Source organism: Mariniflexile sp. (assembly GCF_052728615.1).
Window position 1 is genome coordinate 1 of the sequence record NZ_JBFVFE010000050.1, and the last position, 16,548, is coordinate 16,548.

The following is a 16,548-nucleotide window of genomic DNA, read 5'->3' on the forward strand; positions in this document are numbered from 1 at the left end:
TTAAATAATTCCTCCCCTTTTTTCAAGGGGAGGTGCCGATAGGCGGAGGGGTCAACTTTAATAGTTATTTTTATGATATAAGATTATTTTTGTCTTGTATTAACAATTTTATAAACCAGTTCAATTAAAACAATCTCATGAATTTAATCCTTAAACTTCTTTTAACTGCCCTAGCAGTATTTATATTAGCATACATCTTACCGGGCGTCACCTTATCGGGAGACACCTTTGTAAACGCCATTATTGTGGCCATTGTGCTAGGAATATTAAATGTGTTGGTAAAACCTATTTTAATTATTTTAACATTGCCCGTTACCATTGTTACTTTAGGCCTATTCTTGTTGATAATCAATGCATTGATTATTTTGCTGGCCGATAAGCTAATAGATGGTTTTTCGGTAAGCAGTATCTGGACCGCCATACTGTTCAGTATCCTGCTTTCCATACTCCAGTCCTTCCTGCATTCGCTTTTAAAAGAAGGCAAAAATTAGCTTACGATCAAGCTGTTAAAAACTTTGTTGGGTTGTAAAAATGTTATATTTTTGCAACCCGATTTTGGCCATTCAATTTTGGCCTGAAAAAAAACAGTAGTTGTTAAATGCCTAATAAAAGGCTTCATATCATTTAAAATGAATATTACAAGAGAAAACGTTGATGCATTAAATGCGGTTGTAAAAGTAGATATTGCTAAAGAAGATTATAGCGATAAGGTTGAAAAAATCTTGACAGATTACCGCAAAACAGCAAATATACCGGGTTTTAGAAAAGGCCATGTGCCCATGGGCATGGTTAAAAAGCAATACGGAAAAGCGGTGCTGGTTGATGAGGTTAACAAATTGCTGCAAGACGCATTGAATAAATATCTTACCGAAGAAAAACTGGACGTATTAGGGCAGCCATTGCCAAAACCCCAAGATGCCATTAATTGGGAAGCTGATCTGCTGTCGTTTGAATTTGAATTAGGGTTGGCACCAGAATTTGAAGTGACCTTAAAAGGGAAGGACGCTATTACACAATACTATATTGTTGCCGATGATAAAATGGTCAATGAGCAAGTGGAGCGTATCCAAAAGCAGTACGGGAAATTAATTTCCCAATCGGTAGTGGAAAAAGACAGTGAAATTACAGGGGTTTTTAAAAACGAAGAACATGACATTGAAAATAAAGTAACTTTAACTTTAGATAAATTTAAAGGAAAAGCGACTGAAAAACAATTCATTGATGCCAAAGTTGGTGATGTGATCACGCTGCAAACAAAAGGTCTTTATGATGATGACCATGAATTGATGCATGCTTTAAAATTAGCACATGATGCTATACATGGTTTGGATATTGAAGTGTCTTTCACGATTTCAGAAATAAATAAACGCGCGCTTGCCGATTTGGACCAAGAGTTGTTCGATAAACTATTTGGTAAAGATGCTGTAAAATCGGTTACGGAATTAAAGGATAAAATAAAGGAAGATGCTGAAAAACAATTTGCACAACAAGCAGAACAGAAACTTTTAAATGATGTTACCGAGTATTTGGTTGAGAACACAAAGTTTGATTTACCTGCTGAGTTTTTAAAAAAATGGATGCAAACCGCAGGCGAACAACCATTGGATAGCGACCAAGCTAAAGAAGAATATGAAAAATCTGAAAAAAGTTTGCGTTACCAATTGATTGAAGGTAAGTTGATTACCGATAACAACATTCAAGTAACCATGGCTGATATTAGAAACCATTCCAGAGAGATGATAAAAACCCAAATGGCCCAATTTGGTCAAATGAATCCTTCTGACAAGGAATTAGACGATATTGCGGCCCGAATTTTATCAAACCAAGATGAGGCGCGCCGTATTTCTGAGCAATTGATCAGCCAGAAATTATTGGCTCTTTACAAAGAAAAAGCAAATCTTAAAGTAAAGGAATTAAGTTACGAAACCTTTGTTAAAGAAGTTTATGGGCATAAATAATAGTGTGCCTTTAAAGAATAATTCATTATATTTAGGCGCTATGATTAACCGATTATGGTGCCTAATTTGTTGAGTAAGTTTAGCTTCAAATCTTAAAAACAGTTTTTAAGTCTTCATTTTAAAATCACTCAATTGATAATTAAGGATTTAACCCAAAACAATAACAAGACACAATTAATTATGGATTACGCAAAAGAATTTGAAAAATTCGCGATAAAAGACCAAGGAATAAGCAGTACCTACTACAATAAAATAATGAGTAGCATGTACCCAACAAGCCTAACGCCCAATATTATTGAAGAGCGCCAGATGAACATCGCTATTTTTGATGTGTTTTCCCGTTTGATGATGGACCGCATCATTTTTATGGGAACTGCCATTAACGACCAAGTGGCAAATATTATTCAGGCGCAACTTTTGTTTTTAGCAAGCACCGATGCCAATAAAGACATTCAAATCTATATCAATTCCCCTGGAGGGAGCGTATATGCTGGCTTAGGTATTTATGATACCATGCAGTTTATAAAACCAGACGTAGCCACTATTTGCACAGGCATGGCGGCATCTATGGGCGCGGTATTGTTATGTGCAGGGGCTAAAGGAAAACGTAGTGGTTTAACACATTCCCGTGTCATGATCCACCAACCGTTGGGAGGTGCGCAAGGACAAGCTAGCGATATTGAGATCACAGCTAGGGAAATACTTATTTTAAAAGAAGAACTTTATAAAATAATAAGTAAGCACACTGGGCAAGATTACCAGAAAGTTTATGAGGATAGCGATAGGGATTACTGGATGAAAGCCGACAAGGCCAAGGAATATGGTATGATTGATGAAATTTTAGTACGTAATTAAATAAAAATTTGTAATTTTAAACAATTGTTATAGAGGGATTTATAATAACACCTCCTGAAAATAGATAAGGATTAATGGCAAAAGAAGAACTGGAATGTTCGTTTTGTGGCCGTAAAAAGCCAGAAACGAACTTATTGATAGCAGGATTGGATGCGCATATATGTGATAGATGTATAGAGCAAGCGCACGGCATTGTGCTAGAAGAATCAAAACAAAGCGATAGCAACGATTTATCGGCAGAGTTAAAACTACGTAAGCCTCAACAAATCAAAGCATTTCTTGATGAATACATTATAGGGCAAAATATGACTAAAAAAGTCATGGCGGTTGCCGTATATAACCACTACAAACGGTTGCTGCAACCGGTGACCAAAGACGATATTGATATCCAAAAAAGCAATATCATCATGGTCGGCCAAACAGGAACAGGAAAAACCCTGGTCGCAAAAACCATAGCAAGGATGCTTAACGTGCCTTTGGCAATTGTGGATGCCACGGTGTTAACAGAAGCTGGTTATGTGGGTGAAGATGTTGAAAGTATCCTAACGCGTTTATTGCAAGCGGCCGATTACAATTTGGAAAAAGCTGAAAAAGGCATTGTTTTTATTGACGAAATTGATAAAATTGCCCGTAAAAGCGATAATCCCTCCATTACTAGAGATGTTTCCGGTGAAGGCGTTCAGCAAGCCCTTTTAAAACTTTTGGAAGGCACCGTAGTGAATGTGCCACCAAAAGGCGGACGAAAACATCCGGACCAAAAATTTATTGAAGTCAACACCGAAAATATTTTATTTATAGCCGGTGGTGCTTTTGATGGGATTGAGCGCCATATTTCAAAACGCTTGAACATGCAAGCCGTAGGCTATAGTGCGTCTTTATCTGATAATGTGGTGGACCAAAATAATTTGCTTCAATACATCATACCAAAAGATTTAAAGGATTTTGGATTGATTCCTGAAATAATAGGGCGTTTGCCCGTGCTTACTTATATGGATCCTTTGGATGCCGAAACATTAAGAGCCATTCTTACCGAGCCTAAAAACGCCATCATCAAACAATACCAAAAATTGTTTTCTATGGACCATATTGATTTTACAATTACCGATGGGGCTTTAGATCATATTGTGGAAAAAGCCATTGAGTATAAATTAGGTGCTAGGGGTTTGCGCTCTCTTTGCGAAGAAGTTTTAACGGACGCCATGTTTGAAATGCCCAGTGGCACCGATAAAAAATTACATGTTACCAAAACCTATGTGGAAGACAAATTGGTTAAAACCACTTTAAAGAAACTAAAAGCAGTTTCATAAAAGAGCCAATTGAAAAACTTTAAATGAGTTCATAAAAAATCCCGAGCAAAAGCTTGGGTTTTTTATTTAGATTTACCGACAAAATTTATAAAATGGACAAAAGTATCTGTTTGGCTGTGTTAACGTTTTTATTGAGTATCCAAAGTCATGCACAAATAACAAACCGTAATGGGCCAGAGGCATCGTTATTTAACGAAACGGTATTGCTTAAGCATATAAAAACCCTCTCATCCGATGCTTTTGAAGGCAGAAGAACAGGAACCAAAGGCGCTATAAAAGCTGAAAAGTATATCGTGGATCAGTTTACTGCAAGCCATGTTTTGCCATTGGGTAAAGATTTTGAACAATCCTTTTCATTCACTTCAGGAAGAAAACATTATGAAGGAAAAAATATACTAGGGTTAATAAAAGGCACGTTGTATCCTGAAAAATATATGGTTATCAGCGCACATTACGACCATGAAGGCATCAAAAATGGTGTGGTTTACAACGGTGCCGATGATGATGCCTCTGGTGTTAGCGCCCTATTCAGTTTTGCTGAATATTTTAAAAACAACCCACCCAAACATTCTGTTATTTTGGCAGCTTTTGATGCAGAGGAATTAGGGTTGCAAGGGTCTAAATATTTTGCGAATAATTCCATCATTCCCCTAAAACAAATAATGGTCAATCTAAACATGGACATGATCAGCAGAAGTGATAAAAATGAATTGTTTGCTGTGGGAACTGTTTTTAATAAATCTTTAAAAGATATAATCACCTCTCATAAGTATTCCAATACTATAAACCTATTAACAGGGCATGATGAAGGCAATTGGAAAGACAACTGGACCGATGCTTCAGACCATGCTTCTTTTCATAAAAAAGGCATTCCGTTTTTGTATTTTGGGGTTGAAGACCATAAAGATTATCATGAACCCACCGATGATTACGAAAATATCCAACCTGGTTTTTACATTGAAGCCGTAAAGGTTATCATGGCTGTTTTTGAAAAAATTGATGTGTTGCAGCTTTGAAAATTAGCTTTCAACATTTAAGTCCTGCAAGATGGGGTGCCAAATTTGTGTGTATTCATAAAAAATCGTTCGGTCTGTTTTTTAAACTTTTTCGGTGTTTAAAACCTAAAAAGTTAGTAAAATAAAGACTTTAGGGTCATTTTTAAATTCATTATAGAAGATAAAAAAAGAGAACATAATTTTAGATACTTCAAATTTGACACCCCACCTGCAAGGTTTTAAAAACCTTGTAGGTTTAAAATAAAGTAAGTTCAACACAATTAAATTATTGAATTGGACACAAAGTATTTACGTTATTTGTTTGAGGTTGGTTATCCCCTTGAGGGGATTATAGGGGTGTGATTCCCATGTAGTTTCTAGTATTATGCCTATTTTTAAAAATAAGCTTTCAATTGTACCGTTCCCGTATGGATGGTTTTGCTGGTTTTGGTCTTTCTGCCAAAGTAACTTAGGTTTAAATCTAAAAAGGTGGTCAATTTTTTCTGTGCCAACAAACTCCAAGTAAAGTTTTTACCGGGTTGTAAGCCTTCCAGCATTTGGTAGGATACAGGGGTGTTCGCATTGCCATTGAATTTATTCGAGAAAAAATTAAACTCCCCTATCATGGAATTTTTTTGATTGCTGGTAAGCGTAAAGGACGTGCCATACTTTTGTTGTTTTAATGTCTCTAGACCGCCAAGTGTATTCTCTTTACTTGCAAACTGATAGAAGATGTCGAAACGCGAATTATCATTAAACAAATACGATAGTTTTGGGTTTAATTGGGTTTCATCAAAATTATAATTCCTGCTGGCAAAATTTTCACTTAAACTTTCTGTGTTTTTAAAATCAGATTGTAGTGTAATCAACCAATTTTCAGCAATTTTATGGTTGAAATAAATCTGGTGGCTTTTCAATCCGCTTTCAATAAATCCAATGGATAAAATATTTCGGGTCCTGTTTGAAAGGTAGGTGTAAGAGGTGGTGTAATGCTGTTTTCCCCGGTTGAAAAATAACACGTTCCGCAAGTTCAATTGCAGTCCCAATTGGTTTTCCGTACCGCTTTCAAAAGGATTTAAGTTAAAACCATTGCCATTGCGTTTTAATTTTCTATCTACCAAATAACTGGTTTGATTGTAAAAGTGCGACCAGAATTTTTGGGATTTATTTTCGGAAACCGACCATTGCGATGGATTGACAGTTAGCGTTTGACTCAGCCTGTTTTGATGTGTTCTTATAAACACTCTATTGGGCAATAACACCCGAATGTATTTGCCCTGGTCTTGAAATTGGGCAATTTCAAACTCCTCCAATTCCTGAATGCCATTTCCGTTGTAATCAATCCAAGTGTAAGTGCCCCGTCCGGGTTCTACTTCAACATAGGTAAAATCTTGTTGGGGCAAGGTGCCCGAATTGGTTTCAAATAAGGTATTCCATTGCACCAATTGCTTAAAAAGCTTTTGGTTGAACTGCAGTCGGGAGTTGATGGATTGCTCATCATCAATCGTTTCATCCACACTTTTTAAAGTTCTGTAATTGGCATACAATGATAAATTGGTGTTGGTATTTTGAATGGGCCGCGTATCTAAATAAAGCGTATTAGAAGTATTTACTTTTTGCAATTGATTGTTCCTGATACTGTCGTTTACCCTGTTTTTATACCCAATTTCAGTGAAAATACCAGTGCTGTCGCCAACGCCAAAAAACACTTCGTACGATTTGAATTTCTGGCTTAAAGGCGTTAATGCTTGGGTTGAAATTTCTTTTTGTCCATTGTCCTCAATAGCCAATTTGGTTCCCAACCAACTTTTTTCCATGCTATATTCAATGCGGTTGTACGACCTTAAAAACGTTGAGCTATGGATGTTTGAAGTGGCATTTAAAAAACTGGAATACGATGCGATCCTAAATTTATTCAACAATAAAAACGTATTGAAAATATGCCTGTTCCCACTAAAATTTTTAGAATAGCCCAAATATTCAAATTGATAGGTAGCGTTTCCCTTTTCAGGATGATTCAATTGAAACCCAGAAGCAAGCAAGGTTTGATTGCCAAAAATAATAGTTGGAGTAGTGGGGGTGGCGCCATCTAAATTCCAATCCCTATTAAACTCCGCATTATACAAACGTTCGATGGTTTTAAAGTTTTTCTGAATATAATCAGCATCCACAAAAACCTTCAAACTCCATAAACTATCATTTTTGATAAGGCTTTGGGAAATCTTAAATTTACCGGCAACCCCGTTGTTATTGGCATCGTCTAAATTTGAAAACAAATTCAAATCGTTTTTACTGGCAGCTATTTCAAACCCTACATCAGTTTTTTTGGTTGGGGTGTAACTTCCATTAATCGCTGCTATTTGAAGCTTTGTTGGCGCAATAAGTTGAACCGTTGGTTCAAATTCTCCTTGCATAACTCCTTTGTATTCAAAAATAGTATTAACAGCATTAATTATTTCGCCGTTAAGTTCAGTTTTAATATCATAACTTCCTTGGTTAGCCCCAACTCGCGTGAAGGTAACGCGGTACAAGGTATCATCTGGATTGTTGGAAAACACAAAAGCCTCAACCGCGCCAATAAGTTCTTTTTTGTATAAAATCCGGTTCTCGTTTAAGCTTTCTTCAACTTCGGAAGGGGCAACCATTTGCGTTCTGTCATCGCCAGCATTTGAAAGTATTTGCACCTGTGATTCTGATAAATTTTGTTGCAAGGGTTGATTTTTAGCATCATTTTCAGAATACACCGAAACGCCCAGATTCAATTTTTTACTTTCAAATCTACTGCCACCATAAGCCACCAAACGCGAATAATTGCGTTCGCTGAATTGATAATCGACCGTAATGCGCATTTCGGAAGTGATAGGGAACGTGGAGTTGAAAATAATTTCCCCAGCGTTATAATCGATGATATAATCTTTGTCCTCGCCACGTTGTGCAGTAACACCATTAACATAAACGGTTTCACTTCCCGAAACGATAAGCACAAACAATTTGCCATTTTGCCCTTGCAGTTTGTAAGGCCCTTGGTTGCCTTCCTGAGCATTAAACTGGCTTCGTGTAAATTGCCCACGTACCAAAGCGCCAGCAGCAAATACTTGGGTTTGGGCATCTTCATGGCCCAGTTTTGCGTTTATGGATAAACCCTGAACACGTTTTGAGAAATTGGCAAAATAGGAATGGGTGTTCTGCAAATCGATATCGCCTGCGCGAATGTTCCACCGGTTGCTATAGAGTTCAATAAAAACTTGGTCGAATTCATCCAATCGCTGGCTATAACCACTTTCCTGCAACGGAATATTGGCATCTTGAATGGAGGCGCGCAACGACACTTTTTCGCTCAGTTTTCCCGAAATCTGAAGGTCCAATTCACTATTTAAAACGGAGTTTTGATTATTGCCCACAGTAACCCCACGCGAAATACTACCCGAGGTTGTTAAGCCATCAAAAGGAATAAAATCTTTTGTGTCGTTGGGTTGGGAAAGTTGATACAGTTTTTGGAGATTATCGGTATTTTCAACAATAATGGTATCATCCAACTGTTTATAGGTCTTCGTTAAAAACCCAGGAAATTTCAAATAGTTGATGATGATGGAATCGGTTTCAATGGGTTTGATGAATATCAAAATGGCTTTTCCAAAATCAACCGTATAAAAAGAAGTATCGATAACGGTATTGGCTTTTGTTTTAATTGAAAAATGATTGGAATTGATACTAACACTGTCAATAACAATGGAATCGTTTACAGCAACTTTTTTAGTTCTATAATTGGAAACTGGATTTTGCGAAAAACCACAAAACCCAATAAAAAAGAGAATAAGACAGGTTGTAAACTTCATCTGATACTTAAACTACAAATAGTTTAAAATATTTTGTTAGTGGTTTTTGTTAAATGTGCTTAAAATAGTAGTGTAAAAGTAACGCATTATTTATTTTAGCTGAAATTTGAGTTTTTTTATGGTAAAGACCTGTCAGGTTTTTAAAACCTGACAGGTCTGAGACAAAAATTACTTCAAACATTTATTAATTTATTTAGAAAATTCCCGCTCCTTTGGAGAGGGTCAGGGAGAGGAAATGAAAATAATCTCATACAACGTAAACGGTATTCGAGCGGCACTTAACAAAGGTTTTATAGATTGGTTAAAAGGTGCCAATCCGGACGTGATATGTCTGCAAGAAATTAAAGCCATGAAAGAACAACTGGATTTGAATCTTTTTATTGAAGCAGGCTACACTTACAACTATTGGTTCAGCGCACAAAAAAAGGGTTATAGCGGCGTAGCAATTTTGAGTAAAATAAAACCAAACCATGTTGAATATGGTACCGGAATTGCCTCGATGGATTTTGAAGGAAGAAACCTGAGAGCCGATTTTGATGGTGTTTCGGTAATGAGTTTGTATTTGCCTTCGGGAACCAATGACGCTCGATTGAGCCATAAATTTGAATACATGGATCTGTTTCAAGAGTATATAAATAACTTAAGAAAAGAGATTCCCAACCTGGTTATTTGTGGCGATTATAATATTTGCCATGAAGAAATTGATATCCACAACCCAAAAGGTTTGAGCACCACTTCTGGGTTTTTACCTTCGGAACGCAAGTGGATTGGAGGGTTTATAAATAGCGGGTTTACAGATTCCTTCAGACATTTAAATAAAGAACCAGACAGTTATACTTGGTGGAGTTACCGTGCCAATTCACGGGCAAACAACAAAGGTTGGCGGTTGGATTATGCGATGGTTTCAAATGCTATACAAGAAAAGATAAAAAGAGCCGTTATACTTCGGGATGCTGTGCATAGCGACCATTGTCCCATTTTATTGGAGATTGAAAACTAAAAATCAGTTGGCAGTCGCAGTTTATAGTTTACAGTCGCAGTAAAACAGTCGCAGTACTGTTGTGAAATTAAACTTTTTTACAGCGATTGAGACTGCGACTGAAAACGGAAACATAAATAAATAAAACGAAAATCAAAAAAAATGAAAAAAAACATTTTAATCTTAGCCATTACCTCCATTGTTTTAACAAATTGCGTATCTCCTAAAATCTACAAGGATTTAGAAGCTAAATACGCCAATTTAAAGCAGGCAAACAGAAAACTTTCAGATGACAATGAAAATCTTTTGTTCGCAAAAAATACGGCCGAAAGCGAGTTGAAACAACTTAAATCAGCTTATGCCGAAGCCGTTTCAGAGCGCGATAGATTGCAAAGTGATTACGATGCTACAAAATCCAATTTAGAAACGCTAAAATCGTCTTACGATGCATTGGAAAAAAATAGTTCAGCTTCCATTGCGAATAATTCACAAAGAAACAGGGAATTATTGTCGCAATTAGAAGCTAAAGAACAAGCTTTGGCAGACGAAAACCAACGCTTGGAAAAACTTAAAAAAGAATTACAGGACCGTTCAAACCGTGTAGCCGAATTAGAAAAAGTGATTTCAGACAAAGATGCCGCCATGACGGCTTTAAAAGATGCCATTTCTAAAGCATTGACCGATTTTGAAGGCAAAGGATTGACCGTTGAACAGCGTGATGGGAAAGTATATGTTTCTATGGAAAATAAATTGTTGTTCAGCTCAGGAAGTTGGGCAGTAGGTACCGAAGGGAGAAGAGCGGTACAACAATTAGGAACGGTTTTAGCGAAAAACCCCGATATTGCGGTATTGATTGAAGGGCATACCGATAATGTGCCGTTTCAAGGCAACGGGCAAATTGTTGGCAATTGGGACTTGTCAACCAAACGCGCTACGGCAATCGTTACTATTTTAAGGGAAAACGCAGCTATAAATGCCGAAAATTTAACCGCAGCGGGTCGTGGTGAATTTGCACCCATCGCAACCAACGACACTCCAGAAGGAAGAGCTAAAAACAGACGTATTGAAGTGATTTTAACACCAAAGCTAGACGAGCTTTCAAGGTTGTTGAAAGAGAATTAATATATAGGAATTACCATATCCTGATAGCAATCAGGATGTGGTTTTAATCCCGAATGCAGCAGTCAGACCTTAAATTACCATATTGAAGAAGTGTATGACCAAATAGAGTTGCTTGGATTTTCCCCGCTAGCGCTCGTTTGTAACGAGTGCCGTCAACCAATAAACCGTAGTAAAACTTACAAAATACAAGTCTTGCTTATTATGAGATTTATACTTTCTGCTCATACCCAAAAACACAAAAACCACAGTAATTACTGTGGTTTCCGTATTTAATAACTGTATAGGCACTCGTTACAAACGAGCGCTAGCTACAGTTACTTTTTTGTAAAAGTAAGAAGTTCGCTAAAATAAAATGCAACAAATTAAATTTCAGCTACAAAACGAGCTCTATCGGCGGCTTAATGAATCATGAATGTCTGGAAAACGTAAAGGCAGGTGAGCTAAATAAGTGCAGACAAAAGGTAAACACAACACAAATAAACCTGCCCAGAACCATGAGCTTCGCTCGGTAGCTTCAAAACAAAATACATTTTGCTTCTCGCTAATCCTCAAGGGGATATGGGGATGGCATATCTGTTCGCTCGTTTATCGAAACGATCAGTTGGCTTTTGTTGATGCTTGTTATTATTGTTACTTGGTTGCGGGTTTTAGGGTTTTATATATTAACGTGAATAACGGATAAGAAAATTAAGATTGAATTTTTATTTTTCCCCTCCCTAAAGAGTGGAAAAATTCCTGAAATGTAGAAAATGTATCACCCTTTAGGGTTGGGGAAGGAACATTTTCGGCTCAATAGGGTTATCCATTATTCACGTTAAATTAAGGTTTTTGGGTTTAGATTGTCCCCTTGAGGGGACTTTAGGGGTGTTTTTGCACCGTTTTTCGAATATATTCTTTCAGCTGGATTTCCCTTATGGACCACTACCCGTATAATCCTCTCAAGGTAATAAATAACTCATTTCTTAAAAATAGCATACACCGGAAAATGGTCGCTATAACCTCCTTTATATTTCAGTCCCACATAGGTTCTAAAAGGCGCGCCTTTAAATTTTCCGTTTAAGAGTTTTAAAAAATCTTCATCAAAAATATTGGCAGTTTCATATTCAAACCGGTTGGCAGCATTTTTAAAAAAGTTAGTGGAAATTAAAATCTGGTCGAACAACTTCCAAACCCGGTTGTGAACAGTGGAGCCTCTTTTATAAGACAGCAAAGTCTCCACAGGGTTAAACAAATCATGCCCTTCTACCAAATGTTTTATACTGTTGCTAGAGGGATCGTCGTTAAAGTCGCCCACAACAATAATTTTGGCATCCGGATTTTCTTGTCTTAATGATGTAATAATATATCCAACTTTATCTGCTGATACCATACGTTTATGCTCAGTTTCCTTTTTGCCGTCACGTCTGGACGACCAATGGTTTACAATAATATGCATCTGTTCCCCGTCAAGCAATCCTGAAACCAACAGGGCATCACGGGTATTATCGGGCAGACCATGTTCGTTGATTAAGTCAATTTGAAACGCTTCGGAATGCGTGACTTTAAAAGCAGTGGTATCGTACAACAACGCCACATCAATTCCACGTTCATCCAAAGATTCATAGTGCAAATAATGGTAATTGCAGTTTTTTAAATGCTTGGAAGCTATTAAATTTTCGATGGCTTTGGCATTTTCAACTTCGGCCAAACCTACTAAAGCAGGATGTTTTCCTGTTTCTTTTTTCCCAATATTTGAAATGGCAAAACCTAATTTTATGAGCTTGTTTTCATAACGTTTTGGCGTCCATTTTTTAACCGAAGTAGGTAAATTACCATTGTTATTGGTTTGCGAACCACCATCAATATCAAATAAATTTTCAAGATTGTAAAATGCCACGGTTTGTAAATCGTGCCGCACTTCAATATTTTCAGGATATTCAGTCATAATTAATCATTAGGGTTAAAAATATAAAAATTAAAACGGATGCAATTATGTAACTTTGTATATTAAAATTTTTTATGCTAGAAAAGAAAGATATAACACTAGAAAAAGCCGTTTTAATAGGAGTGATCACTAAAGATCAGGATGAAGTTAAATCTGAAGAGTATTTGGACGAGCTGGAATTTTTAACATTTACCGCAGGAGGTGAAGTTGTAAAACGCTTTACCCAAAAAGTGGAAATGCCAAACCCTAAAACCTTTATTGGTACCGGGAAAATTGAGGATGTGCGTCAATACATTGAAGAAAATGACATTGGAACCGCTATTTTTGATGATGAATTATCTTCGGCGCAAGAACGAAACATCAGCAAAATCCTGAATTGCAAAGTACTGGACCGGACCAATTTGATACTCGATATTTTTGCGCAACGTGCCCAAACCAGTTATGCCAGAACCCAGGTGGAATTGGCGCAATGCGAATATTTATTGCCACGATTGAGAGGGATGTGGACGCATTTGGAGCGTCAAAAAGGGGGTATTGGCATGCGTGGTCCTGGGGAAACCGAGATTGAAACCGATAGGCGTATTGTGCGCGATAAAATATCCTTGCTTAAAGAAAAATTAAAAATTATTGACAAGCAAATGTCGGTTCAACGTGGGAATCGGGGGGCCATGGTACGTGTTGCTTTGGTGGGATATACCAATGTGGGGAAATCGACCTTAATGAACGTTATCAGCAAAAGCGAGGTGTTTGCAGAAAACAAGTTGTTCGCCACGTTGGATACTACCGTTAGAAAAGTGGTCATTCAAAATCTGCCCTTTTTATTAAGTGACACCGTTGGGTTTATCAGAAAGCTGCCCACACAATTGGTTGAGAGTTTTAAAAGCACCTTGGATGAAGTGCGGGAAGCCGATTTGCTGTTGCATGTAGTAGATATTTCGCATCCAAATTTTGAAGAGCATATAGAGTCTGTAAACAAAGTTTTGGGTGAAATTAAAAGTTCGGACAAGCCCACTATCATGGTGTTCAATAAAATTGATGCTTACAAAGCAGAACCTTTGGATGCGGATGATTTGGAAACCGAAAGATCTTCGGCTCATTACTCTTTAGAAGAATGGAAAAGATCATGGATGAATAAAGTGGGGAAAAATAATGCCCTGTTTATTTCGGCACTCAATAAAGAGAATTTAGAAGATTTCAAAAAACGTGTTTATGATGAGGTCCGTGAGATTCACATCACCCGTTTCCCTTATAATAAATTCCTATATCCAGATTATGAGGATCTTAATTAAGAAGTGCTAATTATATGGAGTGGATTAAAAGCATGCTTAAAAAGAAATGGGTCAAGTGGGGATTAATTGTTTTTTCCTCCATTTTATTATTCTTTATAGCACTTTTTATCAGTATTTATTTAGGTCTTTTTGGGAAAGTGCCAACCAGTAAAGAACTGAGTTCCATCAAACAAGAAGAAGCCACCCAAGTTTTAGATAAAGACGGGCAATTAATAGGCAAATATTATATTTACGATCGGCAGCCTTTACACTATAATGATTTTCCCAAACACCTGATAGACGCTTTAATTGCAACCGAAGATGTTCGTTTTTTTGAACATGACGGTATCGACAATGTGAGTCTGTTGCGCGTATTCGTAAAAAGTATTCTTTTGCGCGATAAATCCGCTGGAGGTGGAAGCACCATTACCCTGCAATTGGCAAAGAATCTGTATGGTAGAAATGAGTATCGGTTCTTTAGCATGGTGATAAATAAGTTCCGGGAATCCATTATTGCGAAACGTATTGAGGCTATTTATTCCAAAGAAGACATTCTTACCATGTACTTGAATACCGTTCCTTTTCCTGATAACACGTATGGTGTAGAAAGTGCAGCACGTAAATTTTTCAACAAACCTGCCATGCAACTTACAAAAGCGGAAGCTGCAACCTTGGTGGGCACACTAAAAGCGAACAATTATTACAACCCCCGATTGTACCCCGAAAGAAGCTTACAGCGACGGAATGTGGTACTCAATCAAATGGTAAAATATGGCAACATGCCACAAGATTCCGCAAATTTTTATACTAAACAGGCTTTGGGATTGGATTATAAATCGTTTAACCACGATGTGGGCATAGCGCCCTATTTTAGGGAACAGGTCAAAAAAGAATTGGCGGCTATATTGGACAGCATTAAAAAACCAAATGGCGAAGCTTATGATCTGTATCGTGATGGCCTTATAGTGCATACCACGCTCGATATGGGTATGCAACAATTGGCAGAAGACGCCATGAAAGAACACCTGGAAGTTTTACAAAAGGATTTTGAAATATCATATGGCAATCGAGTGCCGTGGCAAACCAATGAAAAACTTATTGAAGCACCCCTTAAAGCACTACCAAAATATCTGTCCTATAAAAAAGCAGGTTTGACGGATGCTCAAATTTACGATTCACTTTCAGTAAAACACAACACGGAATTGTTTGAATGGAAGGGCGATACCATTAAGAAGGTGAGTGTTTTGGATAGTTTACAGCATTATCTAAAATTTTTAAACACGGGCATGCTAAGTATCGAACCTAAAACGGGTGCCATAAGAACGTACATTGGCGGGATTGATTACCGTTTTTTTAAGTACGACCATGTCTCCCAAAGTGAACGGCAGGTAGGTTCCACGTTTAAACCTTTTGTGTATACCGCAGCGATTGAAAATGGTATGAAACCATGCACGTATTTTTCGGTGGGAGCAGTTACTTATAGCAATTATGATGACTGGACACCTACAAACTCGGGTGCCGAAGATGAGGATCCGCACCTGAACTATAACCTTGAAATGGCTTTGAGCAATTCAGTAAACACCATTGCCGTGAAAGTATTGAACGAAGTGGGCATTGATAAGGTTTTGGAACAGGCTAATAAAATGGGAATTACAAAAGAATTACCAAAATTGCCTTCCATAGCTTTGGGAGTTACAGAGATTAATTTAAAGGAACTCACAGGTGCTTATGCCAGTTATGTAAACAAAAGTAAACCTGTAAAACCATATTGCATTACAAAAGTAATGGACAGAAACGGAAACGTGATCGCCTCTTTTGAACCTAAAAAAACCGATCCAGCATTTAGTGATTACACCAGACAAGTGATGCTTGAAATAATGAAATCGACCGTGAATGAGGGAACGGCAGCCCGATTGAGATCTTCATACAATTTAACCAACGATATTGCGGGAAAAACTGGCACTACACAAAATAATAAGGATGGTTGGTTTGTAGGTATAACGCCCAACTTGGTAACGGTTACTTGGGTTGGGAATGATAACCATAGTATCGGGTTTAAATCTACCTTTATGGGACAAGGCGCCAATTCTGCATTGCCTATTTTTGCTAAATTCTACCAGAAGCTAAGTTCAGATTCTACATATAACAACCTTACAAAAAGCCATTTTGAAACGCCTTCAGATGAAGTTGTTTCCAATTTAAACTGCGAAGAAACCAAACGTGATGGGTTTTTTAAACGCCTATTTACAAAGAAGCATAAAACAAGAAAGTTTAAAGGGGAAAAGTAAAAAGTTTAAAGGGGAA

The 16,548-nt window shown here is 37.3% G+C and carries 11 protein-coding genes; 9 read left to right on the top strand and 2 right to left on the bottom strand.

All coding sequences use genetic code 11. From position 1 onward, the window contains the following. Positions 1-137 precede the first annotated feature (137 nt). From ACU1LP_RS15285 to ACU1LP_RS15305, 5 genes are all read left to right on the top strand, one after another. Complete coding sequence (locus tag ACU1LP_RS15285) at positions 138-491, top strand: phage holin family protein (RefSeq protein ID WP_445736711.1); 354 nt, start codon at positions 138-140, stop codon at positions 489-491. 138 nt (positions 492-629) lie between these two features. Continuing rightward, positions 630-1,958 carry a trigger factor gene (gene tig / locus ACU1LP_RS15290; RefSeq protein WP_445736712.1) on the top strand — a complete coding sequence of 443 codons (1,329 nt, stop codon included), beginning with the start codon at positions 630-632 and terminating at the stop codon, positions 1,956-1,958. A 180-nt stretch (positions 1,959-2,138) separates the two neighbouring features. Beyond that, complete coding sequence (gene clpP, locus ACU1LP_RS15295) at positions 2,139-2,813, top strand: ATP-dependent Clp endopeptidase proteolytic subunit ClpP (RefSeq protein ID WP_445734509.1); 675 nt, start codon at positions 2,139-2,141, stop codon at positions 2,811-2,813. Positions 2,814-2,887: 74 nt separating this feature from the next. After that, positions 2,888-4,120 carry an ATP-dependent Clp protease ATP-binding subunit ClpX gene (gene clpX / locus ACU1LP_RS15300; RefSeq protein WP_445734510.1) on the top strand — a complete coding sequence of 411 codons (1,233 nt, stop codon included), beginning with the start codon at positions 2,888-2,890 and terminating at the stop codon, positions 4,118-4,120. Positions 4,121-4,212: 92 nt separating this feature from the next. Continuing rightward, positions 4,213-5,136, top strand: coding sequence for a M28 family peptidase (locus ACU1LP_RS15305; RefSeq protein WP_445734511.1), 924 nt, complete (start codon positions 4,213-4,215; stop codon positions 5,134-5,136). 374 nt (positions 5,137-5,510) lie between these two features. On the opposite strand, the gene ACU1LP_RS15310 is transcribed toward ACU1LP_RS15305, so the two are convergent. Then, a complete protein-coding gene (locus tag ACU1LP_RS15310; protein WP_445736713.1) occupies positions 5,511-8,951 on the bottom strand; it encodes a hypothetical protein in 3,441 nt (1,146 codons plus the stop codon). 235 nt (positions 8,952-9,186) lie between these two features. Between ACU1LP_RS15310 and ACU1LP_RS15315 the strand changes: the two genes are divergently transcribed. Both ACU1LP_RS15315 and ACU1LP_RS15320 read left to right on the top strand, forming a co-directional pair. Beyond that, entirely contained in the window at positions 9,187-9,951 is a 765-nt protein-coding gene (locus ACU1LP_RS15315) for an exodeoxyribonuclease III (RefSeq protein ID WP_445736714.1), read from the top strand. Between the two features lie 141 nt (positions 9,952-10,092). Then, positions 10,093-11,052: an OmpA family protein gene (locus ACU1LP_RS15320; RefSeq protein ID WP_445732696.1), complete on the top strand. Its 960-nt coding sequence runs from the start codon at positions 10,093-10,095 to the stop codon at positions 11,050-11,052. Positions 11,053-12,007: 955 nt separating this feature from the next. Here ACU1LP_RS15320 and ACU1LP_RS15325 read toward each other — a convergent pair. Continuing rightward, a complete protein-coding gene (locus ACU1LP_RS15325) occupies positions 12,008-12,976 on the bottom strand; it encodes an endonuclease/exonuclease/phosphatase family protein (protein ID WP_445734337.1) in 969 nt (322 codons plus the stop codon). Between the two features lie 74 nt (positions 12,977-13,050). Here ACU1LP_RS15325 and hflX point away from each other — a divergent pair, with 74 nt between their 5' ends. Together hflX and ACU1LP_RS15335 are read left to right on the top strand one after the other, a co-directional pair. Next, complete coding sequence (gene hflX / locus ACU1LP_RS15330; RefSeq protein ID WP_445734338.1) at positions 13,051-14,265, top strand: GTPase HflX; 1,215 nt, start codon at positions 13,051-13,053, stop codon at positions 14,263-14,265. Between the two features lie 32 nt (positions 14,266-14,297). Next, on the top strand, positions 14,298-16,532 hold the full coding sequence (locus ACU1LP_RS15335) for a penicillin-binding protein 1A (RefSeq protein WP_445736715.1): 2,235 nt from the start codon (positions 14,298-14,300) through the stop codon (positions 16,530-16,532). Positions 16,533-16,548 lie beyond the last annotated feature (16 nt).

Bases quoted from the DNA above. Each gene is read 5' to 3' on its own strand.
- ACU1LP_RS15310 (WP_445736713.1), bottom strand. From the start codon at position 8,951: ATGAAGTTTACAACCTGTCTTATTCTCTTTTTTATTGGGTTTTGTGGT.
- hflX (WP_445734338.1), top strand. From the start codon at position 13,051: ATGCTAGAAAAGAAAGATATAACACTAGAAAAAGCCGTTTTAATAGGA.
- tig (WP_445736712.1), top strand. From the start codon at position 630: ATGAATATTACAAGAGAAAACGTTGATGCATTAAATGCGGTTGTAAAA.
- ACU1LP_RS15325 (WP_445734337.1), bottom strand. From the start codon at position 12,976: ATGACTGAATATCCTGAAAATATTGAAGTGCGGCACGATTTACAAACC.
- ACU1LP_RS15320 (WP_445732696.1), top strand. From the start codon at position 10,093: ATGAAAAAAAACATTTTAATCTTAGCCATTACCTCCATTGTTTTAACA.
- clpP (WP_445734509.1), top strand. From the start codon at position 2,139: ATGGATTACGCAAAAGAATTTGAAAAATTCGCGATAAAAGACCAAGGA.
- ACU1LP_RS15305 (WP_445734511.1), top strand. From the start codon at position 4,213: ATGGACAAAAGTATCTGTTTGGCTGTGTTAACGTTTTTATTGAGTATC.
- ACU1LP_RS15335 (WP_445736715.1), top strand. From the start codon at position 14,298: ATGCTTAAAAAGAAATGGGTCAAGTGGGGATTAATTGTTTTTTCCTCC.
- ACU1LP_RS15315 (WP_445736714.1), top strand. From the start codon at position 9,187: ATGAAAATAATCTCATACAACGTAAACGGTATTCGAGCGGCACTTAAC.
- clpX (WP_445734510.1), top strand. From the start codon at position 2,888: ATGGCAAAAGAAGAACTGGAATGTTCGTTTTGTGGCCGTAAAAAGCCA.
- ACU1LP_RS15285 (WP_445736711.1), top strand. From the start codon at position 138: ATGAATTTAATCCTTAAACTTCTTTTAACTGCCCTAGCAGTATTTATA.